13 protein-coding genes are annotated in these 17,088 nt (G+C 45.4%); 5 read left to right on the top strand and 8 right to left on the bottom strand.

Annotation, left to right across the window (positions count from 1 at the left end):
- Window positions 1-112 precede the first annotated feature (112 nt).
- Window positions 113-1,228 (bottom strand): UDP-N-acetylglucosamine 2-epimerase (non-hydrolyzing), encoded by a 1,116-nt coding sequence (gene wecB, locus JGK16_RS29070; RefSeq protein ID WP_293193465.1) that lies wholly within the window; start codon window positions 1,226-1,228, stop codon window positions 113-115.
- A gap of 353 nt (window positions 1,229-1,581) precedes the next feature.
- Between wecB and JGK16_RS29075 the strand changes: the two genes are divergently transcribed.
- Window positions 1,582-2,154 (top strand): pseudouridine synthase, encoded by a 573-nt coding sequence (locus JGK16_RS29075; protein WP_293193464.1) that lies wholly within the window; start codon window positions 1,582-1,584, stop codon window positions 2,152-2,154.
- Window positions 2,155-2,194: 40 nt separating this feature from the next.
- Here JGK16_RS29075 and JGK16_RS29080 read toward each other — a convergent pair whose 3' ends face one another.
- Entirely contained in the window at window positions 2,195-3,040 is an 846-nt protein-coding gene (locus JGK16_RS29080) for a hypothetical protein (RefSeq protein WP_293193463.1), read from the bottom strand.
- 196 nt (window positions 3,041-3,236) lie between these two features.
- Here JGK16_RS29080 and ctpB point away from each other — a divergent pair, with 196 nt between their 5' ends.
- On the top strand, window positions 3,237-4,556 hold the full coding sequence (gene ctpB, locus JGK16_RS29085; RefSeq protein WP_293178632.1) for a carboxyl-terminal processing protease CtpB: 1,320 nt from the start codon (window positions 3,237-3,239) through the stop codon (window positions 4,554-4,556).
- Between the two features lie 462 nt (window positions 4,557-5,018).
- Here ctpB and JGK16_RS29090 read toward each other — a convergent pair whose 3' ends face one another.
- Together JGK16_RS29090 and JGK16_RS29095 are read right to left on the bottom strand one after the other, a co-directional pair.
- On the bottom strand, window positions 5,019-5,471 hold the full coding sequence (locus JGK16_RS29090) for a VOC family protein (RefSeq protein WP_293178629.1): 453 nt from the start codon (window positions 5,469-5,471) through the stop codon (window positions 5,019-5,021).
- 197 nt (window positions 5,472-5,668) lie between these two features.
- Complete coding sequence (locus JGK16_RS29095) at window positions 5,669-6,178, bottom strand: TIGR02652 family protein (protein ID WP_293178626.1); 510 nt, start codon at window positions 6,176-6,178, stop codon at window positions 5,669-5,671.
- 105 nt (window positions 6,179-6,283) lie between these two features.
- Here JGK16_RS29095 and JGK16_RS29100 point away from each other — a divergent pair, with 105 nt between their 5' ends.
- Window positions 6,284-6,829: a gamma carbonic anhydrase family protein gene (locus JGK16_RS29100; protein WP_293193462.1), complete on the top strand. Its 546-nt coding sequence runs from the start codon at window positions 6,284-6,286 to the stop codon at window positions 6,827-6,829.
- Between the two features lie 41 nt (window positions 6,830-6,870).
- Entirely contained in the window at window positions 6,871-7,476 is a 606-nt protein-coding gene (locus JGK16_RS29105) for a Uma2 family endonuclease (protein WP_293178620.1), read from the top strand.
- Between the two features lie 24 nt (window positions 7,477-7,500).
- Here the strand turns inward: JGK16_RS29105 and JGK16_RS29110 are convergent, their stop codons facing one another.
- Both JGK16_RS29110 and JGK16_RS29115 read right to left on the bottom strand, forming a co-directional pair.
- The gene (locus JGK16_RS29110; RefSeq protein ID WP_293178618.1) at window positions 7,501-8,484 is read right to left on the bottom strand and encodes a hypothetical protein; all 984 of its coding nucleotides are present in this window, start codon (window positions 8,482-8,484) and stop codon (window positions 7,501-7,503) included.
- A 23-nt stretch (window positions 8,485-8,507) separates the two neighbouring features.
- Window positions 8,508-9,560 carry a DUF262 domain-containing protein gene (locus JGK16_RS29115; RefSeq protein WP_293178615.1) on the bottom strand — a complete coding sequence of 351 codons (1,053 nt, stop codon included), beginning with the start codon at window positions 9,558-9,560 and terminating at the stop codon, window positions 8,508-8,510.
- Window positions 9,561-9,659: 99 nt separating this feature from the next.
- Here JGK16_RS29115 and JGK16_RS29120 point away from each other — a divergent pair, with 99 nt between their 5' ends.
- Window positions 9,660-12,146: a GH116 family glycosyl hydrolase gene (locus tag JGK16_RS29120; RefSeq protein ID WP_293193461.1), complete on the top strand. Its 2,487-nt coding sequence runs from the start codon at window positions 9,660-9,662 to the stop codon at window positions 12,144-12,146.
- A gap of 538 nt (window positions 12,147-12,684) precedes the next feature.
- Here JGK16_RS29120 and JGK16_RS29125 read toward each other — a convergent pair.
- A complete protein-coding gene (locus JGK16_RS29125; RefSeq protein WP_293193460.1) occupies window positions 12,685-14,235 on the bottom strand; it encodes an ATP-binding protein in 1,551 nt (516 codons plus the stop codon).
- Window positions 14,236-14,361: 126 nt separating this feature from the next.
- The coding region (locus JGK16_RS29130) for an Ig-like domain-containing protein (protein ID WP_293178606.1) at window positions 14,362-17,088 on the bottom strand (2,727 nt) is incomplete at its 5' end.

Consider the following 17,088-nt stretch of genomic DNA (forward strand, 5'->3'; position numbering starts at 1 on the left):
AAAAAAGCCTCAAATGATTGCAGAGCAATTATTTGAGGTTTTGAGAATTCTGAATTCTTTTGAAATTAAATCCGATCGAATATCTGCGGAATGTGGGTTTTAGGATTAACTTTTACTCCGAAAAGTAGTCTGTAACTATTTTCAAAATTCGGGAGGAGGCTAAGCCGTCGCCAAAGGGATTAATTGCCATTGCCATCGCGTCGTAAGCTTTAGAATCACTCAGCAATTCTGCGGCTTTTGCTGTAATTGTATCAGAATTTGTACCGACAAGTTTAGCAGTGCCTGCGGAAACTGCTTCTGGCCTTTCTGTGGTTTCTCGCAATACTAAAACTGGCTTACCCAAACTCGGTGCTTCTTCTTGCAATCCGCCTGAATCTGTCAAGATTAAATGACTTCTCTGCATCGCTCCTACTAATTCTGCGTAATCTAATGGTTCTGTTAAAAAGATTCTTGAATGGTCGCCCAATAGAGCTTTTAATGGTTCCCGGACTGTGGGATTTCGGTGTAGTGGTAAGAGCAAGGCTGTGTCGGGAAATTTATCTAAGATTTGAATAAATGCCTTGGCAATTCCTGCTAATGGTTTGCCCCAATTTTCGCGGCGGTGTACTGTTGCTAAAATGGTGCGATGTTGGCTCCAATCTAAGTTGGGAATGTTGCATTCGGGTTCGCGTTTGGCGACAGATAGCAAAGCGTCGATGACTGTGTTGCCTGTACGGTGAATTTCTCCCAAAACGCCCGATCGCACTAAATTCTCCGCAGCCAGCGCTGTTGGGGCAAAATGCAGCCGTGTGAGCTGCGAAATCAACCGCCGATTAGCTTCTTCGGGATAGGGATTGAACACGTCGTCAGTCCGCAATCCGGCTTCTACGTGACCTACGGGTATTTTTTGGTAGAATGCAGCCAAGGCAGCGGCAAAGGCTGTCGTTGTATCTCCCTGTACTAAGACGATTTCTGGCTGCAACTCTTTAAACAAGGCTTCCAAACCATGCAAACTCCGGGAAGTGATATCTGTCAAGCTTTGCTGGTGCTGCATAATGGCTAAATCTCGATCGGCTTTCAGGTCGAACATCTGCATCACTTGCTCGACCATTTCTCGGTGCTGACCGGTTAAAATTACTTGGGTGTCAAAGTTTGGCGATTTTTTGAACAGTTGAATTACTGGGGCTAGTTTAATCGCTTCCGGGCGAGTTCCTAGGACTATGCAAACGCGGTGTGTGGCTTCGGGCATATTCATTCAGTTGACAGTTGACAGTTGACAGTTGACAGATGAGGGCGAACTCTACCTGGCAGTCCGAGGATTGGAGTAATGAATAGTCTTCTTTTAATTTCTACCTACAAGGGTTCCGGCTTTAAACCAATTCTTTGTGGTAAAATATAGTTAAGTTTATTGATGCTCGCATTTTGACTACTTTCAAGAACAGGCAGGATGCCTGTTTCACAAGAATTCAATGTTTTTGTATGCACGCGAACCGGCACATAAATAAATGATTGCTTTGGCGCAGAATGTTAGTTCATCCGAATCTACTTAATGTTAAAATTATCTCGATCATTGGAGTTTTTTAATCTTTAATTTAATTTATTATGCCATATCGATACATTTTATTTTACAAACCTTACGATGTTTTAACTCAATTCACTGACAATTCAGGGGAAACTAAACGCAGCACTCTTAAAGATTTTATTTCGATTCCTGATGTTTATGCCGTCGGCAGGCTCGATCGCGATAGCGAAGGTTTGCTACTGTTAACCGATGACGGACAAATGCAGCACCGCCTCAGCGATCCGAAATTCGCTCACCCCCGCACTTACTTGGTGCAAGTCGAAGGGGTTCCCGATGCAGGCGCGATCGCCCGTTTGCAAACTGGTGTCACCATTCAAGATTATCGGACTCGATCGGCAAAAGTGCAATTATTGTCCGCAGAACCCGAATTGCCGCCCCGCGAGCCCCCGATTCGATTTCGCAAACACATTCCGACAGCTTGGCTGGAAATGACTCTCACCGAAGGCCGCAACCGCCAAGTGCGCCGGATGACGGCAGCAGTGGGGTTTCCGACGCTGCGGCTGGTGAGAAGCGCGATCGGGCATTTGCGTCTGGAAAGCCTCAAACCCGGTGAATGGCGCGAAATAACTCAAACAGAAATCAAACTATTTTAAGATTTGCACAGAACAGGATCGGGAGCGTGCATTGTGCACTCTAATTTTTGGGAGGCAAAATAAAACTTTCCTTTCCATCCCGATCTTTTTGCACCCGAGCTCCCAACTTGACAAGAGCTTGTTTTGCCCTTTGACGAACCAACTTATCAGTTGTTTGATAATAAACCGCGCTCCAAGCATTAAACCGCACCGGCACGCTATCTGGATCTCGGCGCAAAAACTCAGCAGTTGCTCGAAACATCGGCGCCAATTTCTTCCCATCCGGGGTTTTTTCCACCCACTCAGCAGCCATTTCGTGAGAGCGAATTGACTCGGGAATATCCCCCAATAGCAGTAACTCATCAAGGCCTTTAGTTCGCCACACTATCCATGATTGGGAATGAAGTTGCGGCGAAACGGCAAGGGCCCTAGTACCACGCTCGATGAACTTAACAGCAGTTTCAGGCTTTCCCTGATAAAAAGAAACGGCTGTGGACAGAAACAGGTAGATGTCAGCCCACTTGGGGTCGCGCTGGGTAATTATGTCAAAATAATCTTTGCTGAGATTGTAACCAGTCACATTTCGTGCTTCGTCATCGCCAAAATACTGCAAAAATTTGAGAAATGTCCAATCTGCAATTAAATTGTCAAACCCAAAACTAGGGAAATTTTTGAGCATTTTCAGCCGCAGGGCTTCTTGCTGGGCTTCTTGCTGGGCGGCTTGCTTGAAAGTGGCAGCAGATATTGCAGAGAGCGGCTTTTGCTCCTCAACGCTAACTGGGGTCATTCCGCCTAATTGCCCGATCGACTGCATGGTAATGACTCCAGCCAGCGCTGCTGCACCGATAACTCCATTAACGAGCAGACTCAACCACTTACGCGAAAAATTTTCGATTTTAGTTTCCATGAGACATTTAAATCCAAGTTTTAAATTAAGTTTATTAAAATAGAGTAATGATTGGTTGGCGATCGACTATAAAGCTGGTTAAACTATCCAAAGGGATGCTATGGCCTCCACAACATAGTTTAAGTGGTAGTTTGAGATTTTTTAGCAATTTTAAATCTCAAATCAACAATCAAAAATAGAATTGAGCCAAAATTCAATGAATCAAGCCCGCAGACGCTTTTCTAAGTTACAGGCAGCCCTGTTCACTGGGGCGATGGCAACAACCGCTTCGATATCTTTACTCGTTCCCAGTCTGAGTCAGTCAGTCCGCGCCGAACTTCAAGATAGCCCCAAAGCTGTCTTAGACGAAGCTTGGCAAATTGTGAACCGAGATTATGTCGATCCAACCTTTAACAAGACTGACTGGCAAGTTACCCGCCAAGAATTGCTCAGCAAAAATTATACTTCTCGCGAAGCTGCCTACACTGCCCTCCGCAATGCCCTAGAAAAATTAAAAGACCCCTACACCCGCTTCATGGATCCGAAACAGTACGAAGCGCTGAAGAGTCAAATCTCCGGGGAACTGACAGGGGTGGGGATGAGGCTCGAAGAAGACGAGAAAACGAAAGCGATCACGGTAGTTGAGCCGATGGAAAATTCCCCAGCCCTGAAGGCAGGGATTCAAGCTGGCGATACGATTTTGGTGATTGACGGCAAACCTACCAAAGGTATGACTGTCGCGGATGCGGCTCAAATAATTCGGGGTGCCGAAGGCACGAAAGTCACGCTGCGGATTGCTCGTCAGGGCAAAAGCGAGTTTGATATTACTCTGACTAGGGCGAAAATTGAGGTAGCAGCGGTTCGCTACAGCCTTAAGAAGGAAGCTGACAAGAATGTCGGTTATATCCGCTTGCAAGAGTTTAGCTCCCACGCGGGCGAACAAATGCAGCGGGCGATTAAAAATCTCTCGGAGCAGAAAGCTGACGCTTTTGTGTTGGATTTGCGGGGTAATCCCGGCGGGTTGCTGTCGGTGAGCATTGATATCGCGCAGATGTGGATGGATTCTGGGGCGATCGTCCGTACAGTCTATCGTGCGGGAGATTCTCAGGAAATGCGGGCCAACCGCACTGCAATCACTAACAAGCCTTTGGTGGTGTTGGTGGACAACAACTCGGCCAGCGCCAGCGAGATTTTGGCCGGTGCGCTGAAGGACAACAAGCGCGCCACTGTGATGGGCGGCCAAACTTTTGGCAAAGCTTTGGTGCAGTCTACGCATCCTTTGTCTGACGGTTCGGGATTGGCGGTGACGATCGCCCACTACTATACTCCCAACGGTACGGATATCAGTCACAAGGGCGTTACTCCCGATGTCAAGGTGGAAGTTAGCGACGAACAAAAGCTGAAATTAGCTAATAAACCGACGTTGGTTGCGACGAAGGACGATCCTTGCTACGCGCAGGCGATCGCACTTTTGAAAACTAGCGCTGCATCGGTACGTCCCACTGTTGGTAATGAGGCTCTTGCTCCTAAAAAGTAGTTGAACACCGTCAGACAATAACAATTAGTTTTAAGATGAAACCCGCACCGGCGGGTTTTGTTTTGTCAAGAATTGATTGCATCGATTAATCACTGTAAGATTAGTTCGTAGTGCGGACTTCAGTCCGCAGCCAGTAAGATTGGTTCGTAGTGCGGACTTCATATCGTTTCCGGGTGCATCGGAATTATATAGTGCGAGCGTCTCGCTCGCGACATAGATCGCGAGCGAGACGCTCGCACTACATAATTCAAATATATTATTCCGATGCTACCGGATTTGATATCAGTCCGCAGCCGTATAGCGGACTTCAGTCCGCACTACGAACGGTTTTTGTGATGCTAATTGACAGGACATGATATTAATGGCTCGTGCTTTGTTGCATCTAATATCTACGATTGAATGATGCTATCAAACAAAGTTAAAAGTCCTAACTCCTGGGTCGGACACGGCAATGCCGTTTTCCTACTTTTCAGAATTGATAGAATTAAGACGCCGGATAAACTCTAAGGGCAAATCGTCGGTATCAGCAATAAAAGCTACTTCATAAACATTTTGCCCGATCGCCTGTTGAGTCGGTTCTAATAAAACTTTCAAAGCTTGAAACTGATTTGGTTCGTCTTTAGCTGCTTCCTCAAACCGCTGTTTGAGAGACTGCAACCAACTCGGCAAATCAGTTGTCGCCTCAGTCAAATCGAAAGATAAATGATAATATCCAACATAATGCTCGTCACCGAAAGCATCCGGTGCGGGTTTTGGTTCCGGAATTTGGATGAGTTCGATGCGTCCGTTGAGACCTTCCATCCAACAGGCTAGGGTGTAACCTGTGGTAAAGCGATCGCTCACAGTAAAGCCTAACTGTTCGTAAAAGGCGATCGCCCGATGAATGTTAGCAGTGCGAATCGAGGCGTGGTGCATTTGGCAGTTGACAGTTGATAGTTGACAGTTGATAGTTGATAGTTGGCAGTTGATAGTTGGCAGTTGTCAATTGGTAGTTGTCAATTGGTAGTTGGCACTTATTATTTATCCTATGTTATTTGTCACCTACTACTAAGAAATTAATAAACTAATAACTACTGCCAACGGACAACGGACAACGGACAACGGACAACGGACTATTCAAACAATCGAAAATAGGGATATCTAATTGGAACTCCCGGCTCTTTTTCCAAATCAAAATTAATCACTTCCCAGCAAGGTTCCTCTTGGGGATCGGGGCTAAAATCCACAGGTAAACCGTACAGCCTCGGGCGTGGCGAATCCGGCTGGCCCCGCCAAGGCGTGCTGCGTTCCAAATAAGCGCTGATTAAGTCTCGATAACGTTGGGCAACGATGACGCGAGTTGCTCGGTACCCTTGAGTATAAAGTCGATCGAGCGCTTCGTGAATTTCAAACCGAATTCCGTCAGGGTGAGTGTGCTGGCGATACCATTCATCCTCCCAGCGGCGCCAGTGTCGCCCAGACTGAAGGTGAACCAGTTCCCCCGTTTTTGGATCTGCCTCAAATGCCCCGTGACGCGGACACAAATAGGTATCCGTGAGTGTTAAAGCCGGAATTGTTTGGCGACAGTGTGGACACTGAATTTCCGGGCCAAACATCGGGTATTGCAAGGCAACTTCAATCATTTATTGCGTCCCAGCATATTTATCTGCAAAAGTGGCAAATAGTCTTATTATATCCCGTATCAACAACCAGCTAATCTGCTAGAAGTATCACGATCGACCAAAAAGATGAGCAATCTCAACGAACCTCTGCTTGCACTTCCTGCCTATTGGCCATTGCCGGATCTCTCCGAAGCTGCTTTTGTCGCTGAGGGCGCTGTTGTCATCGGCAGGGTAGAGGTGGCTGCGGGCGCTAGTATCTGGTACGGGGCGGTGGTGCGGGGGGATGTAGAACGAATTGCGATCGGCAAAAGTACCAATATCCAAGATGGAGCAATTCTACACGGCGATCCGGGGAAACCGACTGTTTTAGAAGATTTTGTGACAGTAGGACATCGAGCGGTCATTCATTCAGCTTACATTGAACGGGGCTGTTTGATCGGGATTGGGGCGATCGTCCTGGATGGAGTGAGAGTCGGCACAGGCTCGATCGTCGGTGCAGGGGCGGTTGTCACGAAGGACGTTCCCCCTCATACGCTAGTGACTGGAGTGCCTGCCAAGCGGCTGCGAGACTTGTCTGAAGAGGAATCTGCCCAGTTAGTGGAACACGCTAAGCGTTACGAAAAGTTGGCTTTGGTGCACGCGGGGAAAGGTTCTGATTTGGGATTTGGTTAGTTGATAGAATAAGATTTTAAGCAAAAAACTATTAGTTTCCAATGGCTTACACCGCGCAAAAAATCCTCACCTTTGAAGCATTTGTCGATCGATACTGTGACAACCCCCGCTACGAACTTGCTGACGGAGAATTAGTTGACAGGTCACCCACAGGCCCCCACGAAACCGTCAGTGGTAAACTGGTAGCTCAAATAGTAATTGCGATCGCAGCAGAAAAACTACCTTGGTTCATTCCCCGCACTTGTTTGATCCGTCCATTTTCCGACGCAGCTACTGCCCGCCGTCCCGATATTGTAGTGTTAGATGAAACTGCCCTTGTCAGCGAACCCCTCTGGGAAAGAGAACCTGTGATTACCCTGGGGCGATCGATTAAATTGGCAGTAGAAGTCGTCAGCACTAACTGGGAAACAGATTATGCCCGAAAAGTTGAAGAATATGCTCTTTTAGGAATTCCAGAATATTGGATTGTTGATTATCGCGGATTGGGAGGCGTGGCTTTTATCGGTAAACCGAAACAACCTACTGTCACCGTTTGTCAACTAATCGATCAAGATTATGCCAAACAACAATTTCGCATGGGTGAACGGATTATTTCTCCTCTGTTAAAGAGTTTGCAACTTCGATTAGATGATATTTTGCCCCGTTAGGCGATCGGGTTTGTGTTAAAATTATCAAAGATCGTATTCAAAAATCAAATCAACGTTGTTCTGAAAAATTGGATAAAGCGTAAGCAATTCTGATGTTATATGAAAATAATAGTTATCTAAAGGCAAAATAATAATTTCTGCTTCTACTAAAATCGCCAAAAAATACTGTAATAGGGAGATACTTCTGGGAATTTGCTTGCTGGGAGTTGAATTAATTTTTTTTGTAATACACTTAATAACCTCTTGAACTTTATCCACTTTTCCAGCCCTGACAAGAATACCATATAAATTATCGCAAAAACGGGTCATATCTTTGGGCTTAAGTTCTTCGGGAATTTTTTCTCGCTGGAATAGTTCTTGAGTAGCAATAGCTAGTTGACGCTTTTTTTTTGTTTCAGGATCCTCACTTTCTTGTATAGCAGGAGATATTTGTTCAAATGCCAGAATCATTGTATCTAGCTGTTCAACAATCGCTTTTATTTGTGCTGCTAAACGGAGTTTCTTCCAGTCAATTTCCGAACCTTTATAAACTAGATCGTGGGTTGAAACTGCCCATGCGTGTTCAAAAGCACTTTTTATTTGAATTTCAAAGATGACATTAAAAATACTCAAAAAATTATCGATATTGCTATCATCTACACTTTTTAAGCGGGCATAAATTCTAGTTGAATCAAATTTAAAAGTATCGGGAGATTTTTTATTCTGTCCTCTTTTGACTGTTTGAGTAACCTGAAAAGTATCTTGACAAAATTTAATTACCTCTTTTTCTTGTGATAAATTTGGGATAATGACTGTACAACCAAATAAGTCATCTAGTTTTGACCATTTTTCAAATCTACCTGTCTCAATTTTTTCTGCTAAAGATTCAATAGTTTTAATTCTAGAAGTCAGTGCATATCCCTTGTTGTCACAAAAATTTAGCATTGTTTCTTTTACTAGCTTTGCAACCTCTTGGACGAAGGGAAGATATTGTTCATATTGGCGGTCTAAAATAGAAGGATAAATCATAAATTCGATATTTTACAGATTGATTACAAATTAGTATTTCCTGAAATCAATAATTTTAAGATATTAATTCTAGTTTTAGTTTTTTCAATTCCTGATGAACCCAATGAAGTTGTGATTGCCTCATAATAAGCTTGAGCTTCTTGAGTTTTTATTGCTAATTCAGGAGATTTTACTAATTCCATCAATTCGTAAATTCTCTGGCAGACATCGGCTGTTATATTTAATGATTTTTCACGCTTTAATTCTGCGATCGCGCCAAAAAATGAATAAAAGTCAGCTTGATTTTTGAGTTTTGTTTTGCATAAATTTATATCTTTAGGCGAAACATCTAACAAGTCTTTTATTAATTCTATAACTTGTTTAAATTCAGATGCTATTTCATCTTGCTCCTCCCAAGCTAAATCTCGATCGTTAAAAGCTTTATCCAAATCATCCTGACGATAAGACTTAACTCCTTCTTCTAGAAACAATAAAAGTAGAGTCACAAACTCTACATCTTTCATTTGTTTTTTGTCTTTTGCAGGAATTAAGGGAAAGCTTGGTGGGAGAATTGCAGCTATCCAGTCAGTTAAATCTTCTACAGTAGTGATAAATCCGCCATTGAACTTTGCATGACGCAGTTCTTGACGTGTTAACTTGATCACATTACGGTTGATTCGGTTAAATATATCATTGATGATTCGTTCATCGTCGGATGGGACATATTCAACAGCAAACTGATATTTCCAAAAATTTTGCTTGACTTCGTTTTCTAAGTCTTTGAAAGATTTACCTGTCAGTCTTGTCAAAGTTGCTTGTTCACTTACCGGAAATTTATTCTCAGCAAACTCAAATAAAGTAGATAACCTTTGTTTGCCATCAACAACACTATACTTAGATCTGCCTTCAGATGTGATTTCTTGATACAAAAAGATAGCAGGGGCAGGATATCCATTAAGTACAGTATCAATGAAAAAGTCTTTATATTCTTGATTCCAAACACTGCGTCTTTGATAAGGTGGCTCAAGGTCAAGTAGACCTCTTGTGTAGAGATCCCAAAACCAAGAAACAGTTTGAAAATTTATGGCTCGACTCATCTGACTTGTTCCGCAGTAGGGTAAACTGTTAATTTCAATTATATACTATTAAGGCTCTGCGACACTTGCACCGATCGCCCTTGCCACCAAAATCAAATCATGAACGATCGCACATCCAATTCAAACATTCCTCCACACACCTGGAAACGCGCCATCGGCCTCGGTTGGGACAATCCCTATACAGTCCGCTACGCAAGCAATCTCGACGACGGGCCCTGGCACGGAATGCCTCTGGGTGGCTTCGGTGCAGGCTGCATCGGGCGATCGCCCCGCGGCGACTTCAACCTTTGGCACATCGACGGCGGCGAGCACATTTTTCGCAGTTTACCAGCTTGTCAGTTCAGTATATTTGAAGAAACAAAAGGCAAAAAACAAGCCTATGCACTGTCAACCGAACCGCCTACAGATGGGAGTTTATCTAGTTGGCAATGGTATCCTTCTGAAGGAAGAAGTAAGAAGGAAGAAGGAAGAAGAGAAGAGCAAGAAGAAGTAACGGGATGCAAGTATAATTCTGGTAGTTATCATGCTTTATATCCGCGCAGTTGGTATGTTTACGAAAATGTGTTTGAAGCTCAATTAAGCTGCGAGCAATTTTCTCCAATATTGCCGAACAATTATCAAGAAAGCAGTTACCCAGTTGCCATGTTTGAATGGGTAGCGCACAATCCAACAGATGCGCCGATTACTCTCAGCATCATGTTAACTTGGGAGAATATTGTCGGCTGGTTTACTAATGCTGTACCCCCCCAGCCCCCCCTTAGTAAGGGGGGGTACGGGGGGGTTCCCGTGAAGGTGCGAGATGATGGCAGTCCATTTTATGACTATAAACCCCGGTGGGGAGAAAGTGGCGGAAATATGAATTTGTTGGTGGAAGATTTTCACCGTTTTGGTTGCGTGATGACGCGGCTGACTGCTGACGATCGGCCACAAGAAGGAGATGGACAATGGGCGATCGCAACTATTACCAATCCGGCGGTAGAAGTATTCTATCAAACTCGCTGGAATCCCGCAGGGGACGGCGAGGATATTTGGCGGCACTTTTCTCAACAAGGTTTCTTGTTGGATGACAGAGACGAGACAGCCGCCGCCCCAGGAGAACAGTTAGCTTGTGCGATCGCAGTTCGGTTTACAGTTAGACCAGGAAAAACTCGCAAAATCCCCTTTATCATAGCTTGGGATTTGCCCGTTACTGAATTTGCATCGGGAGTTTCTTACTACCGCCGTTATACCGATTTCTTCGGGCGCAATGGCAAAAATGTCTGGCCGATTATTCGCACGGCGATGAAGCATTCGGATACTTGGCGCGAAAATATTGAAGCTTGGCAAAAACCGATTTTAGAACGGACTGATTTGTCAGATAGTTTTAAAATGGCGCTGTTTAATGAATTGTACATTTTAACTCAGGGCGGTAGTCTCTGGAGTGCAGCAGATGAACGCGATCCGAAGGGTCAATTTGGGGTTTTGGAGTGTATTGATTACCGCTGGTACGAAAGTTTGGACGTGCGGCTTTACGGTTCTTTTGCTTTATTGATGCTGTGGCCTGAATTAGAAAAGTCTGTCATGATTGCCTTTGCTAGGGCAATTTCTGCGGGTGACGATACTCCGCGAGTTATTGGTTGGAATCAAGCTGCGGCGATTAGAAAAGCTGTCGGTGCGACGCCGCACGATTTGGGTGCTCCCAACGAACATCCTTGGGAAAAAACGAATTATACTAGCTATCAAGATTGCAATTTGTGGAAGGATTTACCTTGCGATTTTGTGTTGCAGGTTTATCGGGATTTCCTGTTGACTGGTGGCACAGATTGTGAGTTTTTGCAAGAGTGTTGGCCGGCGATTGTTGAGGCTTTGGCTTATCTGAAAACTTTTGATGAGGATGGGGATGGCATTCCTGAGAATTCGGGTGCGCCGGATCAGACGTTTGATGATTGGCAAATGCGGGGGATTAGTGCGTATTGCGGCGGTTTGTGGTTGGCGGCGCTGGAAAGTGCGATCGCGATCGGCGAAATCTTAGAAGATGCAGCACCGGATATACTTCCGAATCCGCAAGAGAAGATTGCATTATATCACAGTTGGCTGTTACAAGCAAGACCTAGCTATCAAGAAAAACTGTGGAACGGTCAATATTACCGTTTGGACAGCGAGAGTAATTCGGAAGTGGTGATGGCCGACCAATTGTGCGGTCAATTTTACGCAAAACTGTTGGGATTGCCGGATATTGTGCCGTCTGAATGTGCAGTCAGCGCTTTAGAAACTGTGTATGAATCTTGTTTTTTAAAGTTCAATGATGGTGAGTTCGGCGCGGCGAATGGGGTGATGCTGAACGGTTCCCCGGAAAATCCGAATGCGACTCATCCTTTGGAAGTTTGGACGGGGATTAATTTTGGGTTGGCGGCTTTTTTGGTACAGATGGGAATGGAGGATAAGGCGTTTAAGTTGACGGATGTGGTGGTGAAGCAGATTTATGAGAATGGGTTGCAGTTTCGGACGCCGGAAGCGATTACGGCTGGGGGGACTTTTCGGGCGAGTCACTATTTGCGGGCGATGGCGATTTGGGCAATTTATGGGGTGTTGACTGGTTTTAAATAGGGCATTGGTGCGATAAAATTAGGTACGTTGTTGGGCTTTAGCCCTCGGGATTTAAGAGGTTCTATAAGCTATCAGTCATGCCTCACCTTTATGATAAAGGCTATAGCATTTATCATAAACATGAGGTATGATTGTAAATGGAGTTTTTGATGCGACCTCGCTTACTATATAATCTAATACGGTTTATTTAACGCTTTTTGAATAATTTTATATGACGATTTTCTGCCAATACAGGCATTTTTGGCAAGTCAGATTTTTCTTAAGGATCGCAAATTAAATAATTTATACAAGGAAAGTGGAATGGGCGGGAGAGCCCGTTCATAAAGGACGGGCTCTCCCGCCCATCCCACAAAAACCATCAAATTGTAAGTTATTTAATTCTCATTCCTAAGTCAACTGTATTGCTATATAATCACTATAATCACTACTCTAAGAGGGCTAAAGCCCAACAACATACCTTTCGCAAGCTTAGACAATTTTCTGTTACCATAAAGTTTTTTGAACATTTTATAACTCTCTAAACTTGCAGAAGAAATCATCACGCACGAATAACTGTAATCTCCCGGTTCAATGGACTAGCATGAATTTCAGTTTTCAGCCGTTCTTCCAATTCTAGTGCATTGTCTCTGCGATCGAAGATTACCAACCAACCTTTATCTTGTCCCAATCTAGCTAAATACCCATCCAACTGTTCCAAACCTTTACTCAAAGGATCGACTTTCCTATTCCGCCACACCTTCAGTTCAATTCCCAATGTCACCTCACCATAGCGCAAACACAGATCCATGCGATCGCGCCCGATCGCATATTCTCTCTCTAACGTTCCCCCACCGTTAATCACCCGATGCAGAAACGCCATCAACACCAAATGTGGCGCAATTTCGGGATAAGATGCACTTTTGAGCAACGGTTCGCCATGTTGCAGCCAAAAGGCGAGAAAGGCCTTGAGAAGGGCATCTGTGTTTAATTCTCCGTTGGCGCCCAACCAACTGGGACTGATAATCGGTAAACTATCTTGGGGGCCTTGGGCTAAAACTCGCGGTAAAACTTCTCGATAAATCGGATTGGCGATGACTAGCCCCCCAGCCGGATCGCGTCTGAGTAAACCCAAGTCTACCAAATATTGGCGATCGTCATTGGAAGATTCGGGCAATTCTCGTCCGGCTAAAATCGGTTCGATAATGGCTTTGACTCGGTTTTCTCTGAGTTTTTCTGCTAAACTATCTAAATGCGTATCTTGTCGTTTAATCAGAATCTCTTTAGCGGTTAAAATATGCTCTGCTGTAATTTCTATTGATTCATCAGTGACTAACTCTTCTACAATTTCTTTAGCTAACGCATTCACTAACCAAGGTTGTCCCTGAGTCAATTCAAAAGCTAAAGCTGAGGCTTCTGTTGTAAAAACTTGTCCGGTATCTTCTGTATGTTGATTGTAGAGTTCTACCACTTCAGCAGCATTAAAATTCCGCATAGTGAGGGAACGAACTTTAATATTAAATGGACTAGAAGTATTGAGCCTGTCACTGCCACCTGCCGCCACTTTATAATCTCTCACATCTCGCAAACCAATTAAACCAACTGATTGAGGAAAAGCGTTTGGACGATTGGGATAACCATCGCGTAATTGACGTAGAATAGAGATTAAAGCAAGGTCTTGTAAGGCATCAATTTCATCAATCAAAATAACTAAAGGACGAGGGGAAGATTCAGCCCAAAGACTGAGTGCATCGCCGATGCGGTGTCCGGCTTCTAATGAAGACCAAGCTATAGGTTGTAACTCTTGGGGTAATCTGATAGAAAGTGCTCGCCTCCAAGCACCGAGAATAGCATCTTCAGCACCAGGAATATCTTGACTGAAAGGTGCGCCCACTTCAACTGACAGCATGACAGCGGTATATTGTCCGCTTTCAGTGAGTTGTTTGGCTAAAGACAACATGGCAGTGGTTTTGCCGATTTGTCGGGGTGCGTGGATGACGAAATAGTTTTCCTGGGCTATCAGTCGTTCTAGGTTGGGGACGCGACTGGTTGCAGACAGCATATAGTGGATATCAGCGCGGCAGGGGCCGGCGGTATTGAACCATCTAGGCATAGCTAAATTGGGGTGAATCAGGGGTTGCTTTTAGTTTAGCTTGCGGTTGTCGGAATGCCGATCGCCCCCAAGCGTCAGCAAATTCGATTTTGCACCCTCGAAGCGGTTTCAACGGCTATCTTCAATCTACAAACCCAACTCAATTACTCTAAAATCTTGTTGGGTGATGAAATTAGCTTGCACGCCGTTGAGAGTCGCTAAGATTTTATCTGTGTTGGCAATTTTGATTAAGGTTGCACCGCCATCTTGAACTATGCTGAGTCGATCGACATTTAAGCCTCCCGTCAAAACCAATAAATCCTCACCTTGCCTAAAATCAGCTATTACATCGCCACTTTCTCCCGCAGTCAACAAAAAGTAATCGCGCCCGCTTCCCCCTTGCAGCGTATCTTTTCCTAAATCTCCAATCAACCAATCGTCGCCACTTCCCCCCATCAAAGTATCATTACCCTTGCCACCATAAAGAGTATCCTTACCCTCACCGCCGCACAATTTATCCGCATCTTCATCACCAAAAATTAGATCGTTGCCACTACCGCCACACAAATAATCTTTTTGACTGCTACCATTTTTCGGAATATTGTCAATATCTCCGAAAATTGTATCGTCGCCGTCGCCACCGCAGATGGTGTCACTTCCCAAATCTCCAAACAGCAAATCGTTGCCGGATTCGCCGCAAATTAGATCGTTATCTTTGCCGCCGTGGATGGTGTCATTGCCATCGCCACCAACAAGAGTATCTTCGCTTTCTTGCCCGTATAAAAGGTCGTTGCCCTTATCCCCAAACAGCAAATCTTTTCCTGTTAAATCGCCATCAGATGAGTCAGAAGTGCCACCAAATAAACTGTCATTACCTCGATCGCCAAACAAGGTATCGTTGCCTTTGTCGCCCCACACTATGTCATCATCTTTGCCTGCGATCGCCCGATCGTCATCTTTGCCCGCATAAATAACATCATTCCCAGCCTCCCCGACAATGTAGTCGTTATCTTCGTTGCCAAAAATCGTGTCGCTGTCTGCATCCGCGCCCACAGCAACTGGACTAGGAAGGCCGCCGTAAATATTGTCTCTGCCGAATAAGCCTATTAGCAAGTCGTTGCCGCTAAAACCGTTGATGCTGTCATTAATATCGCTGCCGGTGAGAGTATCTTTACCGTCTGTACCGTTGAGGGTGTTTGCAGTGATGTTGGGGCCGTCCATGGCTGTGCGATCGGGTAAATTGATTCGATCGCACATACAGTCTTCAACAGCAGTAAAAATTACCGCAGGTGTTGGGGTTTCGGTTGGTAGAGGTGCGATGGGAACGATCGGCATTTCTCCAGGCGTTGGTGTCGGTGTGGGAGTTTCCGCTGGCGTCGGAGTCGGAATTGCGATCGGCGTGCGAATGGGTGCGATCGGCGTCGGAGTGGGAATTGCGATCGGCGTGGGAGTCGGAGTTTCCGCTGGCGTGGGAGTCGGAGTTTCCGCTGGTGTAGGCGTCGGAGTCGGAATTGCGATCGGAGTTGGCGTCGGAGTCGGAGTTTCCGCTGGTGTAGGAGTCGGAGTTTCCGCTGGTGTAGGAGTCGGAATTGCGATCGGAGTTGGCGTCGGAGTCGGAGTTTCCGCTGGCGTCGGAGTCGGAATTGCGATCGGCGTCGGAGTTGGAGTTTCCGCTGGCGTGGGAGTCGGAATTGCGATCGGAGTTGGCGTCGGAGTTGGCGTCGGAATGGGAGTCGGAATGGGAGTTGGCGTCGGAGTATAATCTAAAATAGTCAAAATAGCAGTAGAATTCGTTCCCAAAATCGCACCATTGCTAGGCAAACTCAAGCTGAGATTAACAGTTTCATCGCCTTCTACTAAGGAGTCGTCAATAATTGGTACAGTAAAAGTTTTCTGAGTTTCGCCGATCGCAAAATTCAGCCTACCCGATGCAGAATTATAGTCGTTGCCAGCATTAGCAGTGCCGTTCGACGTACTGTAACTCACATCAGCAGCAACATCAGTATTTGTGCGAATGACAGTAATTGTGGCAGCAGTACCGTTTTCCCTGGCAGTGTAGTTAGCGGTACTGAAATTAAACGCGCCTGCACTCTTGACGCTAATGTTCACCGCAACGGGCGAAGACTCAAGGATTCCGTCATTAAGGTTGTATGTAAAGCTGTCTGTTCCCGAGAAGCCAGTATTGGGAGTATAAGTAAAAGAGCCGTTTTTATTTAATATGAGATTGCCTTTGTTGGGCAAAGCAACCGGGGCGGCTGTCAGCGGGTTGCCATCCGGATCGATGTCATTGGCCAAGACGCCCGCGATCGCATCCACGTTGAGAACACTGCTATCCAATGTACTGTAACTGTCTGGATTGGCGATCGGCGATCGGTTGATGATATTGATATTGACCGGCACCGAAGCAGACGTTAATACCCCGTCAGAAATGTTGTAACTGAACTTGTCTGTACCAACAAAACCTTGATTGGGAGTATAGCTGAAGGAACCGTCAGCCTTGAAATTTACCTTGCCGTTGTTGGGGGCTGCATCAAGTTTGGCGGTTAGAAAGTCGCCGTCGGAGTCGATGTCATTAGCCAAGAGTCCAGGGGCTGAAATATTGAGTGTCTTGTCGCGGGGAATGGTGTAGCTGTCGCTATTTGCCTGCGGTGGCTGATTGGTGACATTGATCTTTACCGGAGTCTCCGCAGAGGTGGATGCCCCGTCACTGATGTTGTAGCTAAATTCCTCCAAGCCGACAAAACCCGGATTGGGAGTATAGCTAAAGGAACCGTTAGCGTTGAAATTGACCTTGCCGTTTTTGGGTAATGTTACCAGTTTGGCAGTCAACGGATCGCTGTTGGGGTCGCTGTCGTTGCCCAAGACTCCGGGGGC

Origin of the sequence: Microcoleus sp. PH2017_09_SFU_O_A (assembly GCF_020738625.1) — a bacterium.
Lineage (GTDB): Bacteria > Cyanobacteriota > Cyanobacteriia > Cyanobacteriales > Microcoleaceae > Microcoleus.

Excerpts from the sequence above, each read along its gene's own strand:
- ctpB (WP_293178632.1), top strand. The coding sequence starts at position 3,237 with ATGAATCAAGCCCGCAGACGCTTTTCTAAGTTACAGGCAGCCCTGTTC.
- JGK16_RS29100 (WP_293193462.1), top strand. The coding sequence starts at position 6,284 with ATGAGCAATCTCAACGAACCTCTGCTTGCACTTCCTGCCTATTGGCCA.
- JGK16_RS29105 (WP_293178620.1), top strand. The coding sequence starts at position 6,871 with ATGGCTTACACCGCGCAAAAAATCCTCACCTTTGAAGCATTTGTCGAT.
- JGK16_RS29080 (WP_293193463.1), bottom strand. The coding sequence starts at position 3,040 with ATGGAAACTAAAATCGAAAATTTTTCGCGTAAGTGGTTGAGTCTGCTC.
- JGK16_RS29095 (WP_293178626.1), bottom strand. The coding sequence starts at position 6,178 with ATGATTGAAGTTGCCTTGCAATACCCGATGTTTGGCCCGGAAATTCAG.
- wecB (WP_293193465.1), bottom strand. The coding sequence starts at position 1,228 with ATGCCCGAAGCCACACACCGCGTTTGCATAGTCCTAGGAACTCGCCCG.
- JGK16_RS29110 (WP_293178618.1), bottom strand. The coding sequence starts at position 8,484 with ATGATTTATCCTTCTATTTTAGACCGCCAATATGAACAATATCTTCCC.
- JGK16_RS29115 (WP_293178615.1), bottom strand. The coding sequence starts at position 9,560 with ATGAGTCGAGCCATAAATTTTCAAACTGTTTCTTGGTTTTGGGATCTC.
- JGK16_RS29075 (WP_293193464.1), top strand. The coding sequence starts at position 1,582 with ATGCCATATCGATACATTTTATTTTACAAACCTTACGATGTTTTAACT.
- JGK16_RS29090 (WP_293178629.1), bottom strand. The coding sequence starts at position 5,471 with ATGCACCACGCCTCGATTCGCACTGCTAACATTCATCGGGCGATCGCC.
- JGK16_RS29125 (WP_293193460.1), bottom strand. The coding sequence starts at position 14,235 with ATGCCTAGATGGTTCAATACCGCCGGCCCCTGCCGCGCTGATATCCAC.
- JGK16_RS29120 (WP_293193461.1), top strand. The coding sequence starts at position 9,660 with ATGAACGATCGCACATCCAATTCAAACATTCCTCCACACACCTGGAAA.